Origin of the sequence: Micromonospora halophytica (assembly GCF_900090245.1) — a bacterium.
Lineage (GTDB): Bacteria > Actinomycetota > Actinomycetes > Mycobacteriales > Micromonosporaceae > Micromonospora > Micromonospora halophytica.
This window is the reverse complement of the sequence record NZ_FMDN01000001.1, coordinates 314,336-337,981: the sequence shown is the minus strand read 5'-3', so window position 1 is coordinate 337,981 and position 23,646 is coordinate 314,336. Positions and strand designations below refer to the sequence as shown.

At 74.8% G+C, this 23,646-nt stretch carries 22 protein-coding genes; 13 read left to right on the top strand and 9 right to left on the bottom strand.

All coding sequences use genetic code 11. The features are described 5' to 3' along the window. Positions 1-26 precede the first annotated feature (26 nt). Both GA0070560_RS01510 and GA0070560_RS01505 read right to left on the bottom strand, forming a co-directional pair. Entirely contained in the window at positions 27-773 is a 747-nt protein-coding gene (locus GA0070560_RS01510) for an ABC transporter ATP-binding protein (protein WP_091290253.1), read from the bottom strand. A gap of 2 nt (positions 774-775) precedes the next feature. Beyond that, the gene (locus GA0070560_RS01505) at positions 776-3,595 is read right to left on the bottom strand and encodes an FtsX-like permease family protein (RefSeq protein WP_139131429.1); all 2,820 of its coding nucleotides are present in this window, start codon (positions 3,593-3,595) and stop codon (positions 776-778) included. A gap of 97 nt (positions 3,596-3,692) precedes the next feature. Between GA0070560_RS01505 and GA0070560_RS01500 the strand changes: the two genes are divergently transcribed. After that, the gene (locus GA0070560_RS01500) at positions 3,693-4,292 is read left to right on the top strand and encodes a helix-turn-helix transcriptional regulator (RefSeq protein WP_091290248.1); all 600 of its coding nucleotides are present in this window, start codon (positions 3,693-3,695) and stop codon (positions 4,290-4,292) included. A gap of 13 nt (positions 4,293-4,305) precedes the next feature. On the opposite strand, the gene GA0070560_RS01495 is transcribed toward GA0070560_RS01500, so the two are convergent. The 3 genes from GA0070560_RS01495 to GA0070560_RS01485 are packed head-to-tail and all read right to left on the bottom strand — an operon-like array spanning position 4,306 to position 7,692. Next, positions 4,306-5,415 carry a threonine aldolase family protein gene (locus GA0070560_RS01495; RefSeq protein ID WP_091290245.1) on the bottom strand — a complete coding sequence of 370 codons (1,110 nt, stop codon included), beginning with the start codon at positions 5,413-5,415 and terminating at the stop codon, positions 4,306-4,308. Further along, positions 5,412-6,650, bottom strand: a complete 1,239-nt coding sequence (locus GA0070560_RS01490; protein ID WP_091290243.1) for a pyridoxal phosphate-dependent aminotransferase — start codon at positions 6,648-6,650, stop codon at positions 5,412-5,414. Before GA0070560_RS01490 ends, GA0070560_RS01495 begins: the two co-directional genes overlap by 4 nt. A gap of 31 nt (positions 6,651-6,681) precedes the next feature. Next, complete coding sequence (locus GA0070560_RS01485) at positions 6,682-7,692, bottom strand: MmpS family transport accessory protein (RefSeq protein WP_091290241.1); 1,011 nt, start codon at positions 7,690-7,692, stop codon at positions 6,682-6,684. A 239-nt stretch (positions 7,693-7,931) separates the two neighbouring features. Between GA0070560_RS01485 and glmS the strand changes: the two genes are divergently transcribed. Next, positions 7,932-9,845, top strand: a complete 1,914-nt coding sequence (gene glmS, locus GA0070560_RS01480) for a glutamine--fructose-6-phosphate transaminase (isomerizing) (protein WP_091290238.1) — start codon at positions 7,932-7,934, stop codon at positions 9,843-9,845. 77 nt (positions 9,846-9,922) lie between these two features. Here glmS and GA0070560_RS29720 read toward each other — a convergent pair whose 3' ends face one another. Then, a complete protein-coding gene (locus tag GA0070560_RS29720) occupies positions 9,923-11,692 on the bottom strand; it encodes an alpha/beta hydrolase (RefSeq protein WP_281183461.1) in 1,770 nt (589 codons plus the stop codon). After that, entirely contained in the window at positions 11,689-11,970 is a 282-nt protein-coding gene (locus GA0070560_RS01470) for a hypothetical protein (protein ID WP_425412589.1), read from the bottom strand. The genes GA0070560_RS29720 and GA0070560_RS01470 overlap by 4 nt, the downstream gene beginning before the upstream one ends. Positions 11,971-12,157: 187 nt before the next feature. Between GA0070560_RS01470 and GA0070560_RS01465 the strand changes: the two genes are divergently transcribed. The 11 genes from GA0070560_RS01465 (at position 12,158) to GA0070560_RS01415 (ending at position 21,499) form a co-directional block, all read left to right on the top strand. Further along, complete coding sequence (locus tag GA0070560_RS01465) at positions 12,158-12,526, top strand: holo-ACP synthase (RefSeq protein WP_091290233.1); 369 nt, start codon at positions 12,158-12,160, stop codon at positions 12,524-12,526. Between the two features lie 64 nt (positions 12,527-12,590). Next, positions 12,591-14,054: an NAD(P)H-hydrate dehydratase gene (locus GA0070560_RS01460; RefSeq protein WP_425412593.1), complete on the top strand. Its 1,464-nt coding sequence runs from the start codon at positions 12,591-12,593 to the stop codon at positions 14,052-14,054. Between the two features lie 135 nt (positions 14,055-14,189). Beyond that, positions 14,190-15,308, top strand: a complete 1,119-nt coding sequence (gene alr / locus GA0070560_RS01455; protein WP_091290230.1) for an alanine racemase — start codon at positions 14,190-14,192, stop codon at positions 15,306-15,308. A gap of 175 nt (positions 15,309-15,483) precedes the next feature. Further along, positions 15,484-16,578: an alpha/beta fold hydrolase gene (locus GA0070560_RS01450; RefSeq protein WP_091290227.1), complete on the top strand. Its 1,095-nt coding sequence runs from the start codon at positions 15,484-15,486 to the stop codon at positions 16,576-16,578. After that, positions 16,575-17,057: a tRNA (adenosine(37)-N6)-threonylcarbamoyltransferase complex ATPase subunit type 1 TsaE gene (tsaE, locus tag GA0070560_RS01445; protein WP_091290225.1), complete on the top strand. Its 483-nt coding sequence runs from the start codon at positions 16,575-16,577 to the stop codon at positions 17,055-17,057. Before GA0070560_RS01450 ends, tsaE begins: the two co-directional genes overlap by 4 nt. Positions 17,058-17,111: 54 nt before the next feature. Further along, entirely contained in the window at positions 17,112-17,813 is a 702-nt protein-coding gene (gene ung, locus GA0070560_RS01440) for a uracil-DNA glycosylase (RefSeq protein ID WP_091290222.1), read from the top strand. Positions 17,814-17,886: 73 nt separating this feature from the next. Beyond that, entirely contained in the window at positions 17,887-18,738 is an 852-nt protein-coding gene (locus tag GA0070560_RS01435) for a maleylpyruvate isomerase family mycothiol-dependent enzyme (protein ID WP_245675306.1), read from the top strand. Positions 18,739-18,972: 234 nt separating this feature from the next. Next, positions 18,973-19,650, top strand: coding sequence for a tRNA (adenosine(37)-N6)-threonylcarbamoyltransferase complex dimerization subunit type 1 TsaB (tsaB, locus tag GA0070560_RS01430; RefSeq protein WP_091290217.1), 678 nt, complete (start codon positions 18,973-18,975; stop codon positions 19,648-19,650). Between the two features lie 55 nt (positions 19,651-19,705). Further along, on the top strand, positions 19,706-20,182 hold the full coding sequence (gene rimI, locus GA0070560_RS01425) for a ribosomal protein S18-alanine N-acetyltransferase (RefSeq protein ID WP_091290215.1): 477 nt from the start codon (positions 19,706-19,708) through the stop codon (positions 20,180-20,182). Next, positions 20,182-21,228 carry a tRNA (adenosine(37)-N6)-threonylcarbamoyltransferase complex transferase subunit TsaD gene (tsaD, locus tag GA0070560_RS01420; RefSeq protein WP_091290213.1) on the top strand — a complete coding sequence of 349 codons (1,047 nt, stop codon included), beginning with the start codon at positions 20,182-20,184 and terminating at the stop codon, positions 21,226-21,228. The genes rimI and tsaD overlap by 1 nt, the downstream gene beginning before the upstream one ends. A 16-nt stretch (positions 21,229-21,244) precedes the next feature. After that, positions 21,245-21,499 (top strand): hypothetical protein, encoded by a 255-nt coding sequence (locus GA0070560_RS01415; protein ID WP_091290854.1) that lies wholly within the window; start codon positions 21,245-21,247, stop codon positions 21,497-21,499. A 61-nt stretch (positions 21,500-21,560) separates the two neighbouring features. Here GA0070560_RS01415 and GA0070560_RS01410 read toward each other — a convergent pair whose 3' ends face one another. Together GA0070560_RS01410 and GA0070560_RS01405 are read right to left on the bottom strand one after the other, a co-directional pair. Beyond that, positions 21,561-22,301, bottom strand: coding sequence for a DUF4142 domain-containing protein (locus tag GA0070560_RS01410; protein WP_091290211.1), 741 nt, complete (start codon positions 22,299-22,301; stop codon positions 21,561-21,563). A 157-nt stretch (positions 22,302-22,458) separates the two neighbouring features. Further along, positions 22,459-23,634, bottom strand: coding sequence for an ROK family protein (locus tag GA0070560_RS01405; RefSeq protein WP_091290209.1), 1,176 nt, complete (start codon positions 23,632-23,634; stop codon positions 22,459-22,461). Positions 23,635-23,646: the final 12 nt, after the last annotated feature.

The following is a 23,646-nucleotide window of genomic DNA, read 5'->3' as shown; positions in this document are numbered from 1 at the left end:
TCGGCCGGTCGGCACCTGCCGGGAGGTCAGAGCCGCAGCCGGGCGGCGCGGTCGAAGGTGTCGGCCGGGTCCTCGCCCTCGGTGAGGTCGAGGTCCTCCACGATCCGGCCGTCGCCGAGCCGGACCAGCCGGTCGCAGCGGGCGGCGATGGCCCGTTCGTGGGTGGCCAGCAGGATCGTCATGCCGTGCCGGCCGCGCAGGTCCAGCAGCAGGTCGAGGATCTGCCCACCGGTGGTGGAGTCGAGGTTGCCGGTCGGCTCGTCGGCGAGCAGGAGCCGCGGCGCCCCCATCAGCGCGCGGGCGATCGCCACCCGCTGCTGCTGGCCGCCGGAGAGCTGTGCCGGCAGGGCCCGCTCCCGCCCGGCCAGGCCCACCGCGTCGAGCAGCTCCCGGGCCCGGGCGGCGTGGTCGCCGTGGCCCCGGCGGGGCAGCACCGGGGCGACCACGTTGTCCAGCACGGTCAGCGCCGGCAGCAGGTGGTACCGCTGGAAGACGAAGCCGACCCGCTGCCGGTAGCGGGCCAGGGCTGCCCGGCGCAGGGCGGTCACCTCGACGTCGTCCACCGTGATGGTGCCCCGGTCGGCCTGCTCAATCGCCCCGATCATGTGCAGCAGCGTCGACTTGCCCGACCCGCTCGGGCCGGTCAGCGCCACCACCGAACCGGCGGCGACGTCCAGCGTCACGTCGTCGATGGCGGTGAGTCGCTCGACGCCGGTGCGGAACTGCCGGACCAGCCCGGCCGCCCGGACCGTACTGCCCCTGGTCGCGTCCATGGTCACTCCTCTGCGAGCAGTCGTGCGGTGGGGAGGCGGCGCAGCAGCGCGGCCGGAACCAGGGCGGCCAGCGAGGTGACCAGTACCCCGGCCAGCGCCACCGCGGCGGCGACCAGCACCAGCGACCGGGGCAGGTCGCCGACCAGCCAAGCCGCGCCGCCGAGGCCGAGGGCCGCGCCGCTGACGGCGCCGAGCAGACCGAGGATGATTCCCTCGTACCCGATCAGGCGGCCCAGCGCGGCGTCGGTCCAGCCGACCGCGCGCAGGGTGGCCAGCTCGGACGCCCGGTCTCGGATGTTCAGGTAGAGCACATCGGCGACGGCGGCGGCGCCGAGCAGCACGGTGGCGACCGCCGCCATGGTGTCCGCGCCGCGTACGTTCAGCGAGACAGTGTCGCCGAGCAGGCTGCCGACGATCGCGCCGCGGAAGGCGTACGCGGCGGCGGTGACCAGGGTCAGCGCGGCCACCCCGATGGCCAGCGCACCGGCGCCGAGCAGGGTGCGCCCGGGGTTGCGGACCAGGTTGACCAGGGCCAGGCCGGGCAGGGTGCGCGGTCGGTGTACCCAGCGGGCCGTCGCCACCGGCGGCCGGAGCGCCGCGGCCGGGTGGGCACGCGCGGCCCGCAGCGCTGGCGCCAGCCCCGCGACCAGCGCCAACAGCAGGGCCACTGGTACGGCGAGCAGCGCCCGCCGCCAGTCGACGTCGATGCCCAGCGCCGCGCCCAACGGGAACGCCAGGCCGACGGCGAGCAGCCCGGCCACCAGCCCCAGCAGGGCGACATCGCCGAGGATCAGCGCGCCGATCCGTCGGGCCGGCCAGCCCAAGCAGGCGAGCACCGCCAGTTCCGGCCGGCGGTCCCGGACCGCGGCGGAGACCGCGTTGCCGAGGAAGAGCACGCAGACCACCAGCACCAGTACGAAGAGCGCCACGCTCTTGCGGTCCGCCGCCTTCGTGATTGCCGACGCGACACCGAGCGCGGACCAGTTCTCGGTCAACCGCAGCTCGGGCCGGCCGAACGCACCGGCCGGCAGTTCCACGGTCTGCGGGGCGGGGGACGAGCCGAGGGTGATGTCCACGTCCAGCCCGGTCACCCGGTTGATCTGCTCGGCGATCAGCCGAACCCGCTCCGCGGAGCGTTCGCTGTAGCCGTCCACGTCGGCCACCCGGACCCGGATTGCGCTGATCGGCGCCGTGGCCTGCGGACCGGTGCCGGCCAGCAGCGCCTGCGCGCTGGTCAGGTTGGTCAGCAGCAGCGGCGGTGCGGAGAGGTAACCGGCCGGGTTGCCGCTGGGCTCCAGGGGTCGGCCGCCCAGGGCGGCCCGGCTGCGGTCGTCGGCGCCCTCGGCCTGCGGCGGTTCGTACGTCTCCAGCGGGACCCGGCCCAGGTCGGCGAAGCCGGCCAGCTTCTGCGGGTCGAAGACACCCACCGCCTTCCACTGCCGGGCGTCCTGAAGGGAGGGCGGCATCTTCACCACGGACACCGGCCGGAACGAGGTGTCCTCGGTCAGCCACGGTCGGGCGAACCAGGTGGCCAGCTCCGCATCGGCGTAGACGGACGGGTCGATTGTGGTGGCGCGGGCGCGCAGGGCGCCGTCGGGGCGCTCGTCGTAGCCCGTCTCGCCGGGTTGCAGGACTCGTTGCAGTTCACCGAAGCAGCAGGTGCGCCCGTCGAGCCCGGTGGCGAGCTGTTTCCGGTACGCCGAGACGGCGTCCTGGGTGCTGCCGCCGACAGCGAGGGCGGGTGCCCGACGGAGCGTCCCGGCCAGGTCCTCCGGGCGTACCCCGGCGATGCTGCGGCCCGGGACGATCCGGGTGTAGCCGGCGCGGAGCGTGCCGTCGAGGAAGGGGCGGCTGGTGGTCAGCACGGGTAGGGTCCGCGAGCGCAGGCCGCCCTGGTAGCGATTGTCGGAGGCCCGGTCGTCGCCGGCGAGCGGCCGGCCGTCCACCACGGCGTCGGAGAGGCCGACCAGCCGTTGCTCGGCCTCCGGGTCGACGGCGGCGAGCAGGAACGGCACGTTGAGACGCAGGTGCAGCACGAGCCGGTCCTCGACCGTGACCTGCGGGCTGCCCGGCCCGCCGCCTGGCGTGGAACGCTCGAAGCGTCCGTCGGGCAGCAGCCGGAACGTCTGCACCCGCCACGTCTGCCGCTCGGTGAGGGTGTACAGGACCGGGTCCTGTGCCGCGCCCGGGTCGCAGACCGCGGCGTTACGGCCGTCCGGCAGCACCTCACGCGGGACCAGACCGCACTCCTGGGTGTCGTACGTCCGGCCGTCGGTGTAGCGCACGGCGTCCGGGTGGTAGCTGTCGTCGAACGTCGGGTGGAGCAGCCGGTGCTTCGTCACGTACAGGTAGAACGGGTCCGCCGGGGCGTGGCTGAGGCCGCGTTCGGCGAAGAAGGTGCGGTCGACCCGGATGACCTGGCGGTCGAGCCGCCGGTCGATCGTGTCGGTCAGGTCGACCGGCATGTCGATCGGGGTGGTCGAGTAGCCGACCATCGCGATCGGCGCGGCCACGTCAACGCCGGCCACCGCCGCGACCTGGTCGACCTGGTCGGTGGTGATGCCGCCGTAGCGGCCGGAGAGGTAGTTGGGCCGCACCAACCCACGCGCGGCCTCCAGGGGTGTGCGCGCGCCCTGCGGACGGACGAGGATGTCGTACGCCGCGCGGGTTTCCCGCTCGACGGTGCCGGTGACCTCCAGCCGGGAGGTGGTGGTGGCGCCGGTCAGCACGACGAAGCCGGTGGTCGCCACCAGCACGCCGGCGAGCAGCGCCACCGACCGCCCCGCACGGCCACGTAGCTGTCCCCAGATCAATCGGAACATGTCGCGCCTCCCCGTGTGCTGAACACACTGTGCGCGATACATTGTGACAATGCAAGACCCGCCCGGCTGACCGGTCCGGGCCGGATTGGAGGAGACGGTGGCGATCCAGCACGCGGTCCTGGCCCTGCTCGCCCGTGGCCCGAGCTACGGCTACCAGCTCAAGGGCGCCTTCGAGCAGGCGGTCGGCCCACAGTGGGGCACGCTGAACATCGGGCACCTTTACCAGATTCTCGACCGGCTCTCCCGGGACGGCCTGGTGGTCGCCGAGCGGCAGGCCCAGCCCGTCAAGCCGGACCGGGTGGTCTACGAGATCACCGACGGCGGCCGGGTCGAGCTGGACCGCTGGCTCACCGAACCCAGCCCGCGCAGCGGCGGCTTCCGGGACGACTTCTTTCTCAAGGTCACCGCCGCGGCCCGCTCCGGTGAGCCGGCCATCGTACGGACGGTCCTGAGCAACCAGCGCGGTCACCTCATGCGCGAGCTGCGCAACCTCGACGGGCTGCGGCGCCGCGCCGAGGACCCGGTGGTCGGCCTGCTGCTCGCCGCCGCCGCCCGGCACGTCGAGGCGGACCTCGCCTTCGTCGACGACGCCGAGTCGGTCCTGCTCGCCGACGGCAGCGCGCTGCTCAGCCGGCTCGCTGCGCGCCCCGTCGTGACGTCCACCGAAGATGCGGGCTCAGCACGCGCGGCCGGCTGACCCGCCGGAGCAGTCAGGCCGCGGCGACCCGGCGCAAAAAGCGCTCGCCCAGCTCCGCCACGGCGGCGGCGTCGAACTCCAGCGCCGGGCCGGCCACCGTCACCTCGGTCATCGCCAGGCCGGGCACCTCGCTGTCCTGCCAGCCACCGGCGAACCACACCTTCTCCTCCTCGGCGAGGGCGAGATTCGCCTCGTCGAGCAGCCAGGCCGGATGCGGCAGCCAGAGCCGGAACTGGTGGGTGTGCGGCGGTGCCGGGAACACCCGCGCGCCGGGCAGCTCGGCCAGCGCCGCCGCCACGGTCCGGGCGTGCGCCACGTATCCGGCGAGCCGGGGGAGTTCCTCGGCGAGCCCGGCCAGCGCGCAAAGGGCCGCCGGCCACTGCTGGAACACCTGACCGCCGTAGCGGTGCCGCCAGGCCCGGGCGTAGCGGACCAGCGCCTCGTCGCCGGTGAGCGCGGCCCCGGAGATGCCGCCGAGGGACTTGTAGAACGAGACGTAGACGCTGTCGAAGAGTCGGACCACCTCGGGCAGCGACCGCCCGAGGTGGGTGGTGGACTCCCACAGCCGGGCCCCGTCGGCGTGCACCCGCGCCCCCGTGTCGCGGGCCGACGCCACCGTCGCGGTCAGCTCGTCCCAGCTCGGCAGCACGAAACCGGCGTCCCGCAGCGGCAGTTCGAGCAGCAGCGTGCCGACCGGCTCGGCCAGTGCGGCCACCTCGTCGGCGTTCGGGTTCCGCGGCATCTGCGTGGTGAGCACCGCCCGCAGCCCGCCGAGCACCGCGTACGCGTCCCGCTCGTGCACCAGCGGGTGGCTCAGCGGGTGCAGGCCGACGGCGCTGCGGCCGGTGACCTCGGCGCCGTAGCGCATAGCGACCTGCTGAGCCATCGTGCCGGTGGGGAAGAAGACCGCGTCCGCCGTGCCGAGCAGCTCGGCCACCCGGCGCTCCACCGCCGTCACCGCACCACCCTCGCCGTAGATGTCCGGCAGGCCGTCGGGGTCGGCGGTGGCCCGCATGACCGCGAGCTGGTCGTGGACCGAGGTGGGCCGGGCGCGGGTCAGGATTCGGTCGCAGCCGCGCAACGCCGTGATCTGCCGGGCCCGCTCGGCGTACCCGTCGGTCATCGGGCCGCTGCCAGCCGGCGCAGTCGGGTGACCGCCTCGGACAGCACCTCGGGCCGCTTGCAGAAGGCGAACCGGACCAGCCGCCGGCCGGCCTCCGGGTCGTCGTAGAAGACCTGGGTGGGGACGGCGACCACGCCGCAACGTTCCGGCAGCGACCGGCAGAAGTCCACCCCGTCCCGGCCGCCGAGCGCGCTCACGTCGGCGGTGACGAAGTACGTCCCCTCCGGACTGAGCACGTCGAAGCCGGCGTCGGTCAGGCCGGCCACCAGCTGGTCCCGCCGCCGCTGCAGGTCGTCCCGGAACCCGGTGAAGTAGCTGTCCGGCAGGGCCAGCGCCACGGCGACCGCCGGTTGCAGCGGCGCGGCGTTGACGAAGGTGAGGAACTGCTTCACCCGGAGCACCGCCGACACCAGGGGTGCCGGGCCGCTCACCCAGCCCACCTTCCAACCGGTGCAGGAGAACGTCTTGCCGGCCGACGAGATGCGCAGCGTCCGCTCCCGCATCCCGGGCAGCGTCGCCAGCGGCACATGCCCGCTCGTGGCGTCGGTGAAGACCAGGTGCTCGTAGACCTCGTCGGTGACCGCGTACGCGTCGTGCTCGCGGCAGAGCTCGGCGATCAGGGCCAGCTCGTCGGGGGTGAAGACCTTGCCGGTCGGGTTGTGCGGGGAGTTGAGCAGGACCAGCCGGGTCCGCGGCCCGAACGCGGCGCGCAGCTCCGCCGGGTCGAAGGCGTACCGGCCGTCGTCCCGGCCGGCGCGGCTGACCAGCCGGTCATCGGCGTGGGCTGCGCCGGGGCGCAGCGTCACGGGCCGCCGCACCGCGCCGGCCAGCGCGATCGAGGCGGCGTACGAGTCGTAGTACGGCTCGAAGCAGACCACCTCGTCGCCCTGCTCACAGAGGGCGAGGATGCTGGCCGCGATCGCCTCGGTGGCGCCCGCCGTGACGACGATCTCGCCGTCCGGGTCGTACGCCAGAGCGTGGAAGCGGCGCTGGTGCTCGGCGATCGCACGGCGCAGCGCGGGGATTCCCGGGCCCGGCGGGTACTGGTTCTGCCCGGTGCGCAGCGCCTCCGCCGCGGCGGCCAGCATCTCCGGCGGGCCGTCGCTGTCCGGGAAGCCCTGCCCGAGGTTCACCGCGCCGGTGCGGACCGCGAGCGCGGACATCTCGGCGAAGATCGTCGTCCCGAAGGGACGCATCCGGGCGACGAGGGGATCGACGTCGGGGGTTGTCGTCACGATGGCCAGCCTACGGCCCGACCCCGTCCGGTCACCTCCCCGTGCAGGTCACCTGGTACCCCAGCGGATGCTCGTCGGTCACCGACCGGCGGTCGCCGACTCGGACCGAGCAGGCGATCGGGGTGTCGTCGCCGGTGCTGTAGGCCATCACCATCACCCGGCTCGGATCGTCGGTGCGGATCTTCTCGCGCCAGGGCAGCCGCACCCCGTCCAGGCGGATGAACTCGCCGTTGGCGTCGTAGTACCGGATGTCGCCCCGGCCCTTCCCGGTCACCTCGTACGTCACGCTGATCCGGCCGCGACCGCTGGACGGGGTGGCGGCGGCGGTCGCCGGCTCGCTGGGCGTGGGCGGGGTCCAGGTCGGGACGGGAGTGTCCTCCTCGTAGTACGGATTGTCGTAGTAGGGGTCCTCGGCGATCGGACCTGGACCCGGACCCGGGGTGTACCGCCCGACCAGTGCGCTGCCCACCCCCAGGCAGCCGCAGACGACGAGGACGAGCACCGCGACGACCGCGATGACGATGCCGACCACCTGGCGTCCACCGACCGAGGAGCCGCCGGACGGGTGGCCGGGGTGGGCGTACGGCGGCGGGTACGCCGCCGGCGGCCAGCCGGCGGGCACCGCTCCGGCGGGCCCGGCCGGGGTGCCGTGCGGCCCGGCGTGGGTGCCGTGCGGCCCGGCGTGGGTGTCGTGCGGGCCGGGGTGGGTGTCGTGCGGGCCGGTCCCAGCCGTGCCAGCGGCCTCAGCGGCCTCAGGGGTCGCGCCGGGCTGCGCGGCGCCGGGCGGTGTGGTGGGAGGCATCCAGCGACCGGGGTCGGCCGGGACGGTGGGCATGGACGAGGTCCACGGTTCCGGCGCGGTCCAGGGCCGGGGCGCGGCGAAGGGATCCGACGGCGCCCACTGGTGCCCGGCGGGCGCGGCGGTCGGGTCGGCCGGAGTGGTGCCGGGGCCGCCGGTCGGCTCGACGGCGGGGCCGCCGGTCGGCTCCGCGCCGGTCGGCTCGGGGGAGGACGGCCCGGCGGGCGGGGACGCGTCGGACATGTCTGCTCCGGGACGGGAGGGGAATGGGGCGAAGGGGCCGTCCCAGGGACGTGCCGGATCCGCCGAGAGATTGTCGTACCGGGAGCGGACCCGCAACCCGGTTGCGTGGGCGCGACGGGCCGGAGCGCGTGGACGATTGTCCGGGCGCCGACTCCGGCTGGCCGATCGCTCAAATTCAGTGATTGTTTAGCCGACTTCTGCGCACGCGAGATGAGCGAAACTGGGTTAGGCTGCGGACCATGTGTGGAATCGTGGGTTACGCCGGCTCGCGCCCGGCGCTCGGCATCGTGCTCGACGGACTGCGGCGGCTGGAGTACCGCGGCTACGACTCGGCCGGCGTGGCGATCGTCTGCGACGACGAGCTGCTGACCGAGAAGAAGGCCGGCAAGCTGGCCAACCTGGAGAAGGTGCTGTCCGAGCGGGCCGCCGCCGATCCCACCTCCTGCGCCGCCAGCCCGATCGGCATCGGTGACGGCACCACCGGCATCGGCCACACCCGCTGGGCCACCCACGGCGGCCCGACCGACCGCAACGCCCACCCGCACCAGGCGCCCGACGGCCGGGTCGCGGTGATCCACAACGGCATCATCGAGAACTTCGCGAAGCTCCGCGCCGAACTGGAGGCCGACGGCGTCCAGTTCGCCAGCGACACCGACACCGAGTGCGCCGCCCACCTGCTCGCCAACGCCCTGGCCGAGCTGCGCGCGGCCGGGGAGGCCGACAGCCCGCAGCTGCTCGCCTCGGCCATGCGGGTGGTCTGCCGGCGGCTGGAGGGCGCCTTCACGCTGCTCGCCGTCGACGCCGGCATCCCGGGCGCGGTGGTCGGCGCCCGGCGCAACTCGCCGCTGGTCGTCGGCCGGGGCGACGGGGAGAACTACCTCGCCAGCGACGTGGCCGCGTTCATCGAGCACACCCGTGAGGCGGTCGAACTGGGTCAGGACCAGATCGTGCTGATCACCGGCGACGACATCGAGATCACCGACTTCGACGGCCAGCCCGCCACCGGCAAGGACTTCCACATCGACTGGGACTCCTCGGCCGCGGAGAAGGGCGGCTACGACTGGTTCATGCTCAAGGAGATCGAGGAGCAGCCGCAGGCGATCGCCGACACGCTGCTCGGCCGGCTCACCGAGACCGGCGAGATCGCCCTCGACGAGGTCCGCCTCAGCGACCAGGACCTGCGCGACGTCGACAAGATCTTCATCGTGGCCTGCGGCACCGCGTACCACTCCGGTCTGGTCGCCAAGTACGCCATCGAGCACTGGACCCGTATCCCCTGCGAGGTCGAGCTGGCCAGCGAGTTCCGCTACCGCGACCCGGTGCTGGACCGCTCCACGCTGATCGTGGTGATCTCGCAGTCCGGCGAGACCATGGACACCCTGATGGCGCTGCGCCACGCCAAGGAGCAGAAGGCCCGGGTGCTGGCCATCTGCAACACCAACGGCTCCACCATCCCGCGTGAGTCCGACGCGGTGCTCTACACCCACGGCGGGCCGGAGATCGCGGTCGCCTCCACCAAGGCGTTCCTCACCCAGCTCGTCGCCTGCTACCTGATCGGCCTGCACCTGGCCCAGGTACGCGGCATCAAGTTCGCCGACGAGGTGGGCGCGGTGGTCGCCCAGCTCCAGGAGATGCCGGGCAAGCTGCGCGAGCTGCTGGCCCGGATCGAGCCGGTGCGCGAGCTGGCCCGGGAGCTGAAGTCCGAGCCGACCGTGCTCTTCATCGGCCGGCACGTGGGCTACCCGGTGGCCCTGGAGGGCGCGCTCAAGCTCAAGGAACTGGCGTACATGCACGCCGAGGGCTTCGCCGCCGGTGAGCTGAAGCACGGCCCGATCGCGCTGATCGACAAGGGCACCCCGGTGATCTGCGTGGTCCCGTCGCCGGTGGGCCGGGGCATGCTGCACGACAAGGTCGTCTCCAACATCCAGGAGGTCCGCGCCCGGGGCGCCCGGACCATCGTGATCGCGGAGGAGGGCGACGAGGCGGTGGTCCGTTACGCCGACCACCTGATCTACGTGCCGCGTACGCCGACGCTGCTCGCCCCGCTGGTGACCACCGTGCCGCTGCAGGTGCTCGCCGCCGAGATCGCGGCCGCCCGTGGGCACGACGTGGACCAGCCGCGCAACCTGGCGAAGTCGGTCACCGTGGAGTGATCCGACCGCGACGTCCACCGGGCCCCGCCCGCCGTACCCAGGGCCGGCGGGGCCCGGCCGTGTCCCCCGGGGTGCGGTCACGGGGTCACCGGCCGGCCGAGCACGATCCGGGCCATGCCGTTGAGGGCCGGGTTGTCGGGCTCCCAGTAGCCGGTGTGGCCGTACCGGGCGCTGGGGAAGGTGCGGCCGCCGAAGCCGGGATCGGCCGGATCGTGGCCGAACCACAGCTCGTGGTCGTCGGGACGCAGCAGCGAGACCACCGTGGCCAGCGGTGACGTGGCGAGTGCCGCCCGGCCGGTGAGCTGCGCCGGCGGCTCCACCCACCGGATCACGTCGTCCGCCGCGGTGCTCGCCCAGACCTGACCGGGCGGCAGGCGCAGCGCCTCCGCCCGGTCCACCCCGACGCCCGGGGATCCGACGAAGACCAGCGCGTCGGCGGCCAGCCCGTGGTCGCGGGCGGCGTTGCCCACCACCACCGAGCCGTAGCTGTGCCCGAGGACGGTCTGCCGGGCCGGTGGACCCTCGTGGGTGGCCCGCAGCCCCTCCTGGAAGTGGTGCAGCGCCGGGCCGGCGTCCCGCGCCTGGGCCGGCCAGGCCGCCTCGTGCAGGAAGTCCGGCGCGTCGTAGTCCAGCCAGAGCACCGCTGCGGTCTCCTCGCCGGGTGCGACGTCGGCGCACCGGGCGAGCACCCGCGCGGCCCGGCTCAGCTCGCCCGGGGCGTCGGCGAGGTCGGCGGTCATCCCCGGCACGTACGTCAGCACCTGCGCCGAGCGGTCCGGGTTGCCCAGCGCGACGATCGCCCGCCCGTCCCCGCCCTCGTCCAGCCCCAGCAGGTACGCCCGGGGCGGCCCCGCCACCGCCAGCCGCCCGGCCAGCCCGTCCAACCCGGCCAGCGCCGCCTCGACCCGGCGTCGCGCCGCCCGGTCGCCCGGCCCGGCCGACAGTTCCCGCAGGTCGGCCGAGAGGGCGTCCCGGCGATCGGCGAGCAGCAGCCGGTTGGCCTGGTCGCGGGCGGCGACCGGAATACCGTCCAGGCGGCCGACCCGGCCCGGTTCGTGCAGCACCAACCAGCGCCGCTGGGCCGGGGTGAGGCCGGCCCACCAGGTGCGGACCAGGGCGGGAGCGGCATCGGCCGCCGGCCGCCCGGGCGGTGGCGGGGCGACCCAGCCGGTGCGGCCCGCCGCCGCCAGCTCGTCGAGGCGGGCGGCGGCCTCCCGGTCAGCGGCGTCGGCCAGCGCGAGCGCCTCCCGTACGGCGGCCGCCACCCGTGCCACCTCCGTCGGCCCGGCCGGCCCGCTCCCGGTGCCCACCGCCACCGGTCCCCTCGCGCTCGGCGGCCGGACGGTCCGGCCCGCGCCGGGCGGTCCGGCAGCTCCGTGCGCACCGACGCCGCCGGGACCCCGGGACCAGCCGTCCGCACCCGGTGACCGGGTCGGCAGGCCCGACGGGAGGACGCCCGACTCCGGGCCGGTCCACACCGGGCGGGCCGGCGTGGGGGCGGCGCCGGCCATGCCGTGCCGGTCGAGCTGCACCCCGCTGCGGTCCGCCAGCGCCACCGCCGCGGCCAGCCGGGCCTTGGCCGCCCGCAGCCGGACCGCGAACTCGGTGAGCGCCTGGTCCGCCTCGATCAGTGCCGGCAGCAGCCCGGCCAGCTCGGCCCGCAGCCCGGTGAGCCGCCCACCGGCCGCGCCGGCCGCCCCACCCGACCACCCGGTACGCAGCCTGCCCGCTCCCGCCGCGAGCCCTCGACGGCGGCGCCCCACCGGGTCGGCCAGCCCGCGCCAGGCCGCCCCGGCACCGCTCCAGTCCGCCGGGGCGGCCCGCCAGAGCTGCGCGTACCCGGTCACCGGGGCAGCGCGGCGAGCCGACCGGCCGCCCGGTCGTCCACCGCCTCGTAGGCGCCGGCGGCGGCGCGCAGGGCGTCGGCCGTCTGCGCCACCCGACCACCCAGCACGCCGTGCCAGGAGTGCACCGCCGACTCCAGCCGGGCCAGGGCGCCGGCGGCCCGCCACTCGGGGACGGGCACCACCAGCCCCGGCACGGCGGCCACCCCGTGCGCCAGCGCGTACGCCTCGTCGGTGAGGCCGCCGGCGACCTCGCGCAGCACCTCCGGTCGTACCTCCAACGGCTCCACCCCGCACGCCTCCCCGTCCCGGTGACCTCGACCGGGGCCGACGCTAGGCGGCTGCGCCGCCGGACGGGCGGGCCTGTGGACAGCGGGCGGTGGTCGTACCCCCGGGTTGTCCACAGGCGTTGCCCGCCGTGCGGCCGGCGGCTAATCTGCGGCCCGCACCGCCGGTAGGGTGGGTCCCGTGATCGTCGCGGTCGGTATCGACGTCGTGCTGGTGGACCGGTTCGCCCGAGCCATGGTCCGCACCCCGCTGCTCGCCGACCGGCTCTTCACCGAGGCGGAGCGCTACACCGGCTCCGGCAACCCGCGCTCGACCGAGTCGATGGCCGCCCGGTTCGCGGCGAAGGAGGCGGTCGCCAAGGCGTTGGGCGCCCCGGGCGGGCTGAGCTGGCACGACTGCGAGATCGTGCCGGATCCGGACGGCCGGCCGTGGCTGACCGTCTCCGGCACCGTGGCGGACGCCGCCACCGAACGCGGGATCAACCGCTGGCACCTCTCGCTCTCCCACGACGGCGGGATCGCCTCGGCGATGGTGGTCGCGGAACGCTGATACGTCCGGGTGGGCCACCCGGCCCGCCCACCGGCCGATCGACGGGACGGGTGGCATGAAAGCGGTGTGGCGGGTCGCGGACGTACGCGCGGCGGAGGCGGGCCTGATGGCCACCCTGCCGCCCGGGACGCTGATGGCGCGGGCCGCCGCCGGCCTGGCCCGCCGCTGCGCGCTGCTGCTCGCCGACCGGGGCGGGGTGTACGGCGCCCGGGTGCTGTTGCTGGTCGGCTCCGGCGACAACGGCGGCGACACCCTGTACGCGGGCGCGCACCTGGCCCGCCGCGGCGCCGCCGTCTCCGCGCTGCTGGTCACCCCCGGCCGGGCGCATGCCGAAGGGCTCGCCGCGCTGCGCGCCGCGGGCGGCCGGCTGGTCGACCGGCCACCGGCCGTCGTCGACCTGGTGCTGGACGGGATCTTCGGGATCGGCGGCACCGGCGGGCTGCGGGAGACCGCCGAGCAGTTGGCGGCCAGCCTGGTGCGGTACTGCGGGCGCGACGGCGACCGGGCCACCGTGGTGGCGGTGGACGTGCCGAGCGGCGTCGCGGTCGACACCGGGCATGTGCCGCTGGCCGCCTCCGGCCGGCCCGCCGCGGTCCGCGCCGACGTGACGGTCGCGTTCGGCGCGTGGAAACCGGCGCTGGTGGTCGGCCCGGCCGCCCCGCTCGCCGGACAGGTCGAGCTGGTCGACATCGGGCTCGGGCCGTGGCTGCGCGGCACCCCCGCGCTGCAGGTCGTCGAGTGGTCGGACGTCGTCGGCTGGTGGCCGCGACTCGGCCCGTCCTCGGAGAAGTACAGCCGGGGCGTGGTCGGGGTGGCCACCGGCTCGCGGACGTACCCGGGCGCAGCCGTGCTCTCGGTGGCCGGCGCGCTGGCCGGCCCGACCGGCCTGGTCCGGTACGCCGGGGGAGCGCGGTCCGACGTGGTCCGCCGGCACCCGTCGGTGATCGCCACCGACCGGGTCGCCGGCGCGGGGCGGGTCCAGGCCTGGGTGTGCGGTTCCGGCCTCGGCACCGGCGAGCAGGCCGCCGCCGAGCTGCGCGCGGTGCTGGCCGCCCCGGTGCCGGTGGTGCTCGACGCGGACGCGCTCACCCTGCTGGTGGACGGCTCGCTCGCCGACCGGCTGCGCGACCGGGACGCCCCGATCGTGGTCACCCCGCACGACCGCGAGTTCACCCGGCTCTGCGGCGAGGAGCCGGGCGCCGACCGGGTCGCCGCCGTGCTGCGGCTGGCCGCCTGGATGAACGCGACGGTCCTGCTCAAGGGGGACCGCACGGTGATCGGCACGCCGGACGGCCGGGCGTACGTCAACCCGACCGGCAGCCCCGCGCTGGCCACCGGGGGCACCGGCGACGTGCTGGCCGGGCTGCTCGGCTCGCTGCTCGCCGCCGGGCTTGCCCCGGAGCAGGCGGCGGCCACCGCCGCGTACCTGCACGGGCTGGCCGGTCGGCAGGCGGCCCGGGGCGGCCCGGTGACCGCGCCGGACGTGGCGGCCGCGCTGCGCCCCGTGATCGCGCCGCTGCTGGATTGAACCGCTTCGCCGCCCGGGGCCGTACTGCGCGGGCGCGGGTCGGCGAGGTCGATGTCGACGCGGTCCGACGGGACGGTGCTCACCCGCTGAGCCGGGAGCGGGCCGGGTGATCACCGGCGCAAGTAGGCTGGGCGTATGTGGCAGGCCGAGGTGCGCGTCGATCTCGACGCGATCCGTGACAACGTGGCCCGGCTCCGGGCGGGCACCGGCGCCGAGCTGATGGCGGTGGTGAAGGGCGACGGGTACGGCCACGGCATGGTCCCCTCGGCCCGCGCCGCGCTGGACGCCGGGGCGGACTGGCTCGGTGTCTGCACCCTGGACGAGGCGTTGACCCTGCGCCGGGCGGGGATCACCGTCCCGGTGCTGGCCTGGCTGCTCGACCCGGGGCTGCCGTTGCACGAGGGGGTCGCGGCCGGGGTGGACCTGGCCGCGGCCAGCCTGCCGCAGCTCGCCGAGATGATCGAGGCGGGTCGGGTGGCGAACCGCCCGGCCCGGCTGCACCTGAAGATCGACACCGGCCTGTCGCGGGGCGGGGCCACCGTCGCGGACTGGCCGAACCTGCTGGAGGCCGCCGCGAACGCCCAGGCCGAGGGTCTGGTCGAGGTGGTCGGCGTGTGGAGCCACTTCGTGTACGCCGACTCGCCCGGCCACCCCACCACCGACCGCCAGCTCGCGGTCTTCCACGAGGGCCTGGCCATGGTCGAGCGGGCCGGGCTGCGCCCGCGCTACCGGCACCTGGCCAACTCCGCCGCCACGCTGACCCGCCCCGACACCCACTTCGACCTGGTCCGCCCCGGCATCGCCGTCTACGGGCTGTCACCGATCGCCGGGGAGCGCTTCGGGCTGCGCCCGGCGATGACCGCGCGGGCCCGGGTCATGATCACCAAACGCGTCCCGGCCGGCACCGGCGTCTCGTACGGGCACACCTACACCACCGAGGACGAGACGAACCTGGCCGTGGTGCCGCTCGGCTACGCCGACGGAGTGCCCCGGCACGGCTCCAACGTCGGCCCGGTGCAGCTCGCCGGCCGGCGGCGCACCATTTCCGGCCGGGTCTGCATGGACCAGTTCGTGCTGGACTGCGGCACGGACGAGGTGACCGCCGGGGACGTGGCGACCCTCTTCGGCAGCGGCGCCGACGGCGAGCCCACCGCCGACGACTGGGCCGACGCGGTCGGCACCATCAACTACGAGATCGTCACCCGGTTCGGCGGGGTCCGGGTGCCCCGGGTCTACGACGGCGAGCGGCCGTGAGCGCGAGGAGTGAGCCGATTTTGCGAGCCCCGCAGTCGGGAACCTGGGCTGGCATCGTGAGCGCGAGGAGTGAGCCGATTTTGCGAGCCCCGCAGTCGGGAACCTGGGCTGGCATCGTGAGCGCGAGGAGTGAGCCGGTTTTGCGAGCCCCGCAGTCGCGAACTGAGCTGACACCGTGAGCGCGTCGCACCGCTTCCGCGTCCCCCGGCCGCGGACCGCCGCCGGGAAGGTGGCCGGCGCGCTGGCGACCGTCGGTGTCGCCGCCGCCGGTCTCGCTGCCGGTGTCGCCACCGAGCGCGCGCTGGTCCGCCGGCTCAAGGCCGACCCCTCCGACCGGTACGCCGAGGAGGTCTTCGGCGAGCAGCGGTACGACGACTCGTTCCGGCTGGAGCTGGAGGACGGCACCGACATCCACGTCGAGGTGGTCGAGCCGACCCGGCCGGTGCCGGGACGCCCGACGGTGGTGCTGGTGCACGGCTTCTGCCTGGACATGGGGACGTTCCACTTCCAGCGCAAGATGCTCGCCGAGTGGGGCGAGCACCGGATCGTCGCGTACGACCAGCCGGGGCACGGACGCTCCGGCCGGCTGGAGTCCGGTGAGTACGACCTCACCGCGCTGGGCCGTACCCTGCGCCGGGTGATCGACCGGACCACCCCGGAGGGGCCGCTGGTGCTGGTCGGCCACTCGATGGGCGGGATGACCATCATGGCCTTCGCCGAGCTGTACCCGGAGATGTTCGGCGACCGGGTGGTGGGCACGGTGCTGATGGCCACCTCGGGCGGCCTGCTCGCGGAGACCAGGCTGGTCGCGCCGGCGCTGCTGAACCGGGTCGGCTCGCCGGTGCTCTACATGATGAGCAACGCCGCCCGGTACGGCGGCACGGTGATCGACAAGGCGCGGCAGTCCACGTCCAACGTGGCCTGGCTGCTCACCCGCCGGTACGGCTTCGGTACCCGCCGGCCCAGTCCGGCCCTGGTGTCGTACGTCGAGCGGATGAACTCCCGGACGTCGGCGGACACGGTGACCCGCTACCTGCGTACCCTCGCCAGCCACTCCCGGTTCCCGGCGCTGGCCGCGCTGAGTGGCACGCCGGTGCTGGTCGTGGTGGGCGACAAGGACATGATCACGCCGGTGACCCACTCGGAGGAGATCGTCCGCCGGCTGCCGCACGCCCGGTACGTCAAGGTCGACGACAGTGGACACGTGGTGATGCTGGAGCACGCCGACGAGGTCAACGCGGCGTTGACCGAGTTCCTGGAGGGTCTATGAGTGTGACCGTCACGTTGTCGACGGTCGAGGAGACGCACGCGTTCGGCCGCCGGCTCGCCGACCTGCTGCGTGCGGGCGACCTGCTCCTGCTCACCGGCCCACTGGGGGCCGGCAAGACCGCGCTCACCCAGGGCATCGGTGCCGGGCTGGGGGTGCTCGGCGACATCACCTCGCCGACCTTCGTGATCGCCCGGGTGCACCGGCCCGACCCGGCCCGGGGGCGGGGCGTGGCGCTGGTGCACGCCGACGCGTACCGGCTGGGTGGCGCGGCCGACCCGCGTGCCGAGATCGACGACCTCGACCTGGACGCCTCGGTGGACGACTCGGTGACCGTGGTCGAGTGGGGTGAGGGGCTGGTCGAGCAGTTGGTCGACGCCCACCTGCGGGTCCGCATCGACCGGCGCGAGGACGACACCCGGGTGGTCGGGCTGGAGCCGGTCGGGGGCGACTGGGTGGGCCGCCTGGACGCCCTGCGCTGAGTGCTGTCGTACCCGCTGCCTAGAGTGCCCGGGACCGACTGCGAAAGGTTGCCGATGCCCGACGACGCCCCCACCCTCGACCTGCTGGCACTGCTACCGGAGGCGTGGCGTGCCGTGCTCACCCCGCACCTCGACCCGGCCCGCACCGCCGCGCTGGCCGCGTTCGTCGCCCGGGAGTACGCCACCCAGACCGTCTTCCCGCCGGTGGAGGATCTCTTCTCCGCCTACCGGCTGTGCGGGCCGGAGCAGTGCCGGGTGCTGATCCTCGGGCAGGACCCGTACCACAAGGCGGGGCAGGCGCACGGGCTGAGCTTCAGCGTCCGCGAGGGGGTGTCGGTGCCGCCGTCGCTGCGTAACGTCTTCAAGGAACTCGGCGAGGACCTGGGCGTGCCGAAGCCACCTAGCGGCAACCTCGGCGGCTGGGCGGCGCAGGGTGTGCTGCTGCTCAACTCGGTGCTCACCGTCCGGCAGGCCACCCCGGGCTCGCACGCCAACTCCGGTTGGGAGGAGTTCACCGACGCCACCATCCGGGCCCTCGACGCCCGCGACGAGCGGGTCGTCTTCCTGCTCTGGGGCGGGTACGCCCGCAAGAAGGCCGCTCTGGTCACCAACCCGGCTCACGTGGTGCTGGAGGCCGGGCATCCGAGCCCGATGAACCCGCGCGGTTTCCTCGGCAGCCGGCCGTTCAGTGCGGCCAACAAGGCACTCGCCGACGCGGGACTGCCCACTGTGGACTGGGAACGCACCGCCGGCTGACTGCGTGCGGTCACCGCGACGTGACTGTCCGATGTAGCTTTTGGTCGACGGCATGGCGGCCAGAGGGGGGCGCATGACGGCGACGGTCACCACCGAGCAGTGGGATGCGGCACGGACGGCGCTGGCCGACCAGACCGAGCGTTTCGCCGGTCTGGTCGGGTCCTGCCGGCCCGACACCATGTGCACGGCCGACTGGTCGATGGCCGACATGCTGGCGCATGTGGTCTCCCTGGCCTGGTTCTACGCGCACCTGGCCGACCCGGAGCACCCGCCGCTGCCGGTGGAGGGGTTCGACGACTACCTCACCGGGGTCACCGTCGACAGGGTCGCCGACTTCAACGACGTGATCCTCCGGCACTTCACCGAGCGTGACCCGGTCGTGCTGCTCGCCCGGCTGCGGGCCGACGTCGGGCACCTGCTGGCCAGTTGCGCCGACCGTGACCCCGAGGAGACGGTGCCCTGGCTCGGCGGGGCCCGGGTGCCGCTTGCCGGGCTCTGCGCCCATCTGGTCAACGAGTTGCTGATCCACGGTCACGACCTCGCCCGGGCCGTCGGGCGGCGGTGGTCCCTGCCGGGCCGCGACGCCGCCATGTTCCTCGAACTGTTCCTGGCCGGCGTCGTGCGTCACGGCTACGGCCGGCTCCAGGACGGCGGCGCCCCGCCCAGCGACCGGCCGATCGTGGTCGAGTTCCGCAACGCGTACGTCGACCCGGTCCGGCTGATGCTGCACCGAGGGCTGGTCTCGTTCGCCCCGCCGGACGCCCGCCCCGATGTCCGGATCCGCCACGATCCGGGCACCCTCAACCTGATGATGTTCGGCCGGGTCAGCCAGGCGCGGGCGGTGCTCACCGGGCGGGTGCGCATCTCCGGGCGGCGGCCCTGGCTGCTGCCCGCCTTCCGCCGCAAGTTCCGCACCCCGAGCTGACCCCACCCCCCACCCCACCCCCCACCCCACCCCACCCCCCACCCCCCACCCCGCCTCAGCCCACCTCGCCTTCGCGATCTTGCAGTTTGGGTCTGCGTTATGTGCCTTTCGTCGCTTATGGCGAGGCCGCAACTGCAAGATCGCGGAGGCGGGGTGGGCGGGGCGGGGGCGGGGGCGGGGAGGGCGGGTGGGGTGTCACCGGGGGTGACGGCGGGGCGGCTAGGCTGGTCAATCGTGCTCGTACTGGTGGTGGACTCCTCGACGCCCGCGGTGACCGCCGCGCTGGTGGAGGTCTCGGCGGAGGGCGTCGCGTCGCGGGCGCACCGCTGCACGGTCGACGCCCGCGCCCACGGCGAACTGCTCGCCCCGCAGGTGGACGCCGTGCTCGCCGACGCCGACGCCCGGCCCCGGGACCTGACCGCGATCGTCGCGGGCCTGGGCCCCGGCCCGTTCACCGGGCTGCGGGTCGGGCTGGTCACCGCCGCCACCATGGGCCAGGTGCTCGGCATCCCCACGTACGGCGTCTGCTCGCTGGACGGCCTCGGTCACCCGGTGGCCGCCGGCGAGCCGGTCCTGGCGGCCACCGACGCCCGGCGCCGGGAGGTCTACTGGGCGGTCTACGACGGCGCCGGTCAGCGGATCGCCGGGCCGAACGTCGATGCTCCGGTGGTCGCCGCCGACCGGGCCCGCGAGCTGGCCGTCACCGTCGCGGTGGGCGACGGCGCGCACCGGTACGCCGACGTGCTCGGCCTGCCGCTGCGGGCGGAGCCGCGCTACCCGGACGCGACCGCGCTGGCCGCGCTGGCCGCCGAGCGGATCCGGGCCAGGGCCCCCGGCGAGGCGCTCACCCCGCTCTACCTGCGCCGGCCGGACGCCGTGGCGGCGACCGCCCGCAAGCCGGTCCTCCCGTGAGCGCGAGGAGTGAGCCGGGTTTGCGAGCCCCGCAGTCGCGAACCGAGGCCGGACGATGACCGGTCAGGTGCGCCTGGGCCGTTTCCGCTGGTGGCACATCGACGAGGTGCTGCCGATCGAGGCGGACCTCTTCGGCGCCGAGCAGTGGTCCCCGGCGATGTTCTGGAACGAGCTGGCCAGCGGGCACTTCTACCGGGTGGCCACGGACGACGACGGGTCGGTGCTCGGCTACGCGGGGTTGACCGTCCAGCCGGACGAGGCGTGGGTGCAGAACATCGCCGTCCGGCGGGACGCCCAGCGGCGCGGCGTCGGTCGCGCGCTGCTGGAGGAACTGCTCGCCGAGGCGGCCCGCCAGGGCGTACGGACCGTCCTGCTGGAGGTGGCGGCCGACAACGCCCCCGCCCAGAAGCTCTACGCGACGTACGGTTTCGAGCCGATCGGCGTGCGTCGCGGCTACTACCAACCGAGCAACACCGACGCGCTGGTGATGCGGCGCGTCGCCCCGCCGACCGCGTACGGGACGGACGACTGATGGCTGACGAACCCCTGGTCCTGGGCATCGAGACCTCCTGCGACGAGACCGGCGTCGGCATCGTGCGCGGGCACGCCTTGCTGGCCGACGCGCTCGCCTCCAGCGTCGAGCAGCACGCCCGGTTCGGCGGGGTGGTGCCCGAGGTGGCCAGCCGGGCGCACCTGGAGGCGATCGTGCCGACCATGGACCGGGCGCTCGCCGAGGCGGGGGTGACGATCGCCGACATCGACGCGATCGCCGTCACCTCCGGCCCCGGGCTGGCCGGTGCGCTGCTGGTCGGCGTGGCCGCCGCGAAGGGCTACGCGCTCGCCGCCGAGAAGCCCGTGTACGGGGTGAACCACCTCGCCGCGCACGTCGCCGTGGACACCCTGGAGCACGGCCCGCTGCCGGAGCCGGCGATCGCCATGCTGGTCTCCGGCGGGCACTCCTCGCTGCTGCTCATCGACGACCTGGCGCGCGGGGTCACCCCGCTCGGCGCCACCATCGACGACGCGGCCGGGGAGGCGTTCGACAAGGTGGCCCGGCTGCTCGGGTTGCCGTTCCCCGGTGGGCCGTACATCGATCGGGAGGCCCGGGCCGGTGACCCGGCGGCGATCGGTTTCCCGCGCGGGCTGACCGCGGCCAAGGACCTCGCGGCGCACCGCTACGACTTCTCCTTCTCCGGCCTGAAGACGGCGGTGGCCCGCTGGGTGGAGGCCCGGCAGCGGGCCGGTGAGGCGGTGCCGGTGGCCGACGTCGCGGCCTCGTTCCAGGAGGCGGTCTGCGATGTGCTCACCGCCAAGGCGATCGACGCCTGCCGGGCCCACGGGGTCGGCACGCTGGTGATCGGTGGGGGAGTGGCGGCCAACTCGCGGCTGCGGGCGATGGCCGAACACCGGGCCGCGAAGCACGGCATCCGGGTGCGCGTACCCCGGCCGAAGCTCTGCACCGACAACGGCGCCATGGTGGCGGCGCTCGGTTCGCACCTGGTCGCCGCCGGGGTGGCGCCGAGCCGGCTGGACCTGCCCGCCGACTCGGCCCTGCCGTTGACCACGGTCAGCGTGTGACGAGGGGATGGCCGACGTGATCGTCCGGATGTGGGAGGCCCGCGCGGAGCCGTACGGCTTCACCGACCTGATCACCTGGGTCTGCGACACCGCGCTGCCGGAGCTGGAGCACGACCCGCTGCACCTGTCCAGCGAGGTCTTCTCCTCCACCGACCACCGGGTGGTGGTGATCTCGAAGTGGCGGAGCAGTCCCCGTGCGCTGCCGGACCCGCCGGCGATGCTGGTCGCCCGTCCGCCGCACTCCTGGGACTTCACCCAGGTCGACCGCTGAGGCGTACGCGCGAGAGGCCGGGAGCACGACGCTCCCGGCCTCTCGCACGCGGGTCGCGGGGTCAGTCGCGGCGCAGGACGCGCCAGGTGGTGTACCCGCCGACGCCGAGCGCGAGCAGGAAGACCACCCAGACGACGGTGGTGCCCACGCTGGCGGTCGGGCCGACGGGCGTGCCGGCCTGGGCGGCGGCGACCAGCGAGTCGCTCTGCGCGGGCGGCATCGCGGCCGGGGGCATCTGCTGCCAGCGGACCAGCCCGGTGCTCTCCAGCATGGCCATGTGGTCGGTGACGAACTTGTTGGCCTGGTCGGCGAGCCTGCGGACGGTGGCGTCGCGGGTGGCGGCACGGACCGCGCCGATCACCGGAAAGATCTTGCCGTGCGCCACCCGGAGCCGGGTCACGAAGATCTGGTCGAACTGCGCGCCGGTGGCCTCCTGCATCTCGCCCAGCCACCCCTTCTGCTCGGCGGTGGCGTCCGAGGGAAGGATGGTGCCGAGCTTGTTGGCGGCCTCGACGACGAGCAGGTCGAGCTGCTCGTGCTGCCGGGCGATCTCCGCGCCGATCTCGCGGACCCGGGCCGACTGTCCCTTCTCGGCGGCCATCTGACCGGCCGGCATCTCCCACAGGCCGGCCAACCGGACGCCGTTGAGCAGCGTCATGTCGGCGGCGTTGAGTTGTGCGGCGGGAGCGGCCGTGGCCACGCCGGGCAGGGCCACCAGCCCGGCCAGGAGCGTGACGAGCAGCACCGCCACCCGGTGGGTCCGGTGCCCTCGCCGACGACGTGCGGATTCCAGCGGTGCCATGCTGCGGTGCCTCCTCGGTCCGGGCCGTACGCGTGACGTCGGGCAGCGCATCCGCCGGCTGCCCGTCCGCCCTCTGGTACGGATCACCGGCCCGATCAGTTCACCGGCAGGAATCGGGAACTGCCGACCGGGCGGCCAGGATCTGCTGAGTGGCGGGTCAGCCCACGTCGAGCGGGTCGGCCAGCAGCCGCTCGAAGGCCAGTTCGGCCGCGCCGACCAGCGCCGCGTCCTCGCCGAGTTTGGGCGTGCGCAGCCGGACGTGCTCCAGGCAGGCGGGGAGCCCGACCTGGTTGAGCCGGCTGCGGACCTGGGCGGCGGCGGCAAGGTAGAGATCGCGCATGGTGCCGCCGAAGATGACCATCTCCGGGTTGAAGATGTTGACCAGGTTGCCGACGCCGAAGCCGAGCCAGTCGCCGGCCTGACGGACCGCCGTCTGGGCGCGGGCGTCGCCACGGTCGGCGGCGTCGAAGAGGGCCAGCAGCGCCTCCCGGCCCCGGGCGTCGGAGCGGCCGGCCGCCCGCAGCAGGCCGTACTCGCCGATCTCGGTCTCCCAGCAGCCGCGCGAGCCGCACTCGCAGCGCGCCCCGTCGCGGACCACGACCATGTGCCCGACCTCGCCGCCGTACCCGCCGTGACCGGTCACCCGCCGTCCGCCGGCGATGATGCCGGCGCCCACGCCGACGTCCCCGTAGAGGTAGATGACGTTGTCGCAGCCGGCGGCGACGCCCCGGGCGTGCTCGGCGAAGGCGGCCACGTCCGCCACGTTGCCGACCGTGATCGGCACGTCGATGCCGAGCTCGTCGGCGAGGGCTGCGCCGATCGGCTCGTCCACCCAACCGGTGGTCGGGCCGAGCCGGACCAGCCCGTCGGCCCTGCGGACCATGCCGCAGACCGCCACGCCCGCGCCGACGCAGAGCGCCCCGGCCGGGACGCTCTGGTGCATCTCCTTGAGCGCGCCGGCCAGCAGCGGCGCGGTCTCCCCGGCGTCCAGGCCACGCGGCCGCTCGAGGTCCCGGCGGTCGAGGATCTCACCGCCGAGCCCGACCCGCGCGGCCCGCAGCCGGTCCACCTCGATCGAGTACGCGTACACCCGGGCCGACTCGGGCCGGACGACCAGCGACGGTCGCCCGGCCCGGCCGGTCTCCTTCGGCGTCCCCTCACTGACCAGCCCGGCGCCGGCCAGGTCGGCGGTCAGCGCGCCGATGGTGCTGCGGTTGAGCCCGAGCGTGGTGGTCAGTTCGGCGCGGGAGGTCGCGCCGTGGACGTGGACGTGACGCAGCAGCGCACCGAGGTTCTGCCGCCGGATCTCGTCCTGGCTCGGTCCTACCCGCATCGTTCTGGCACT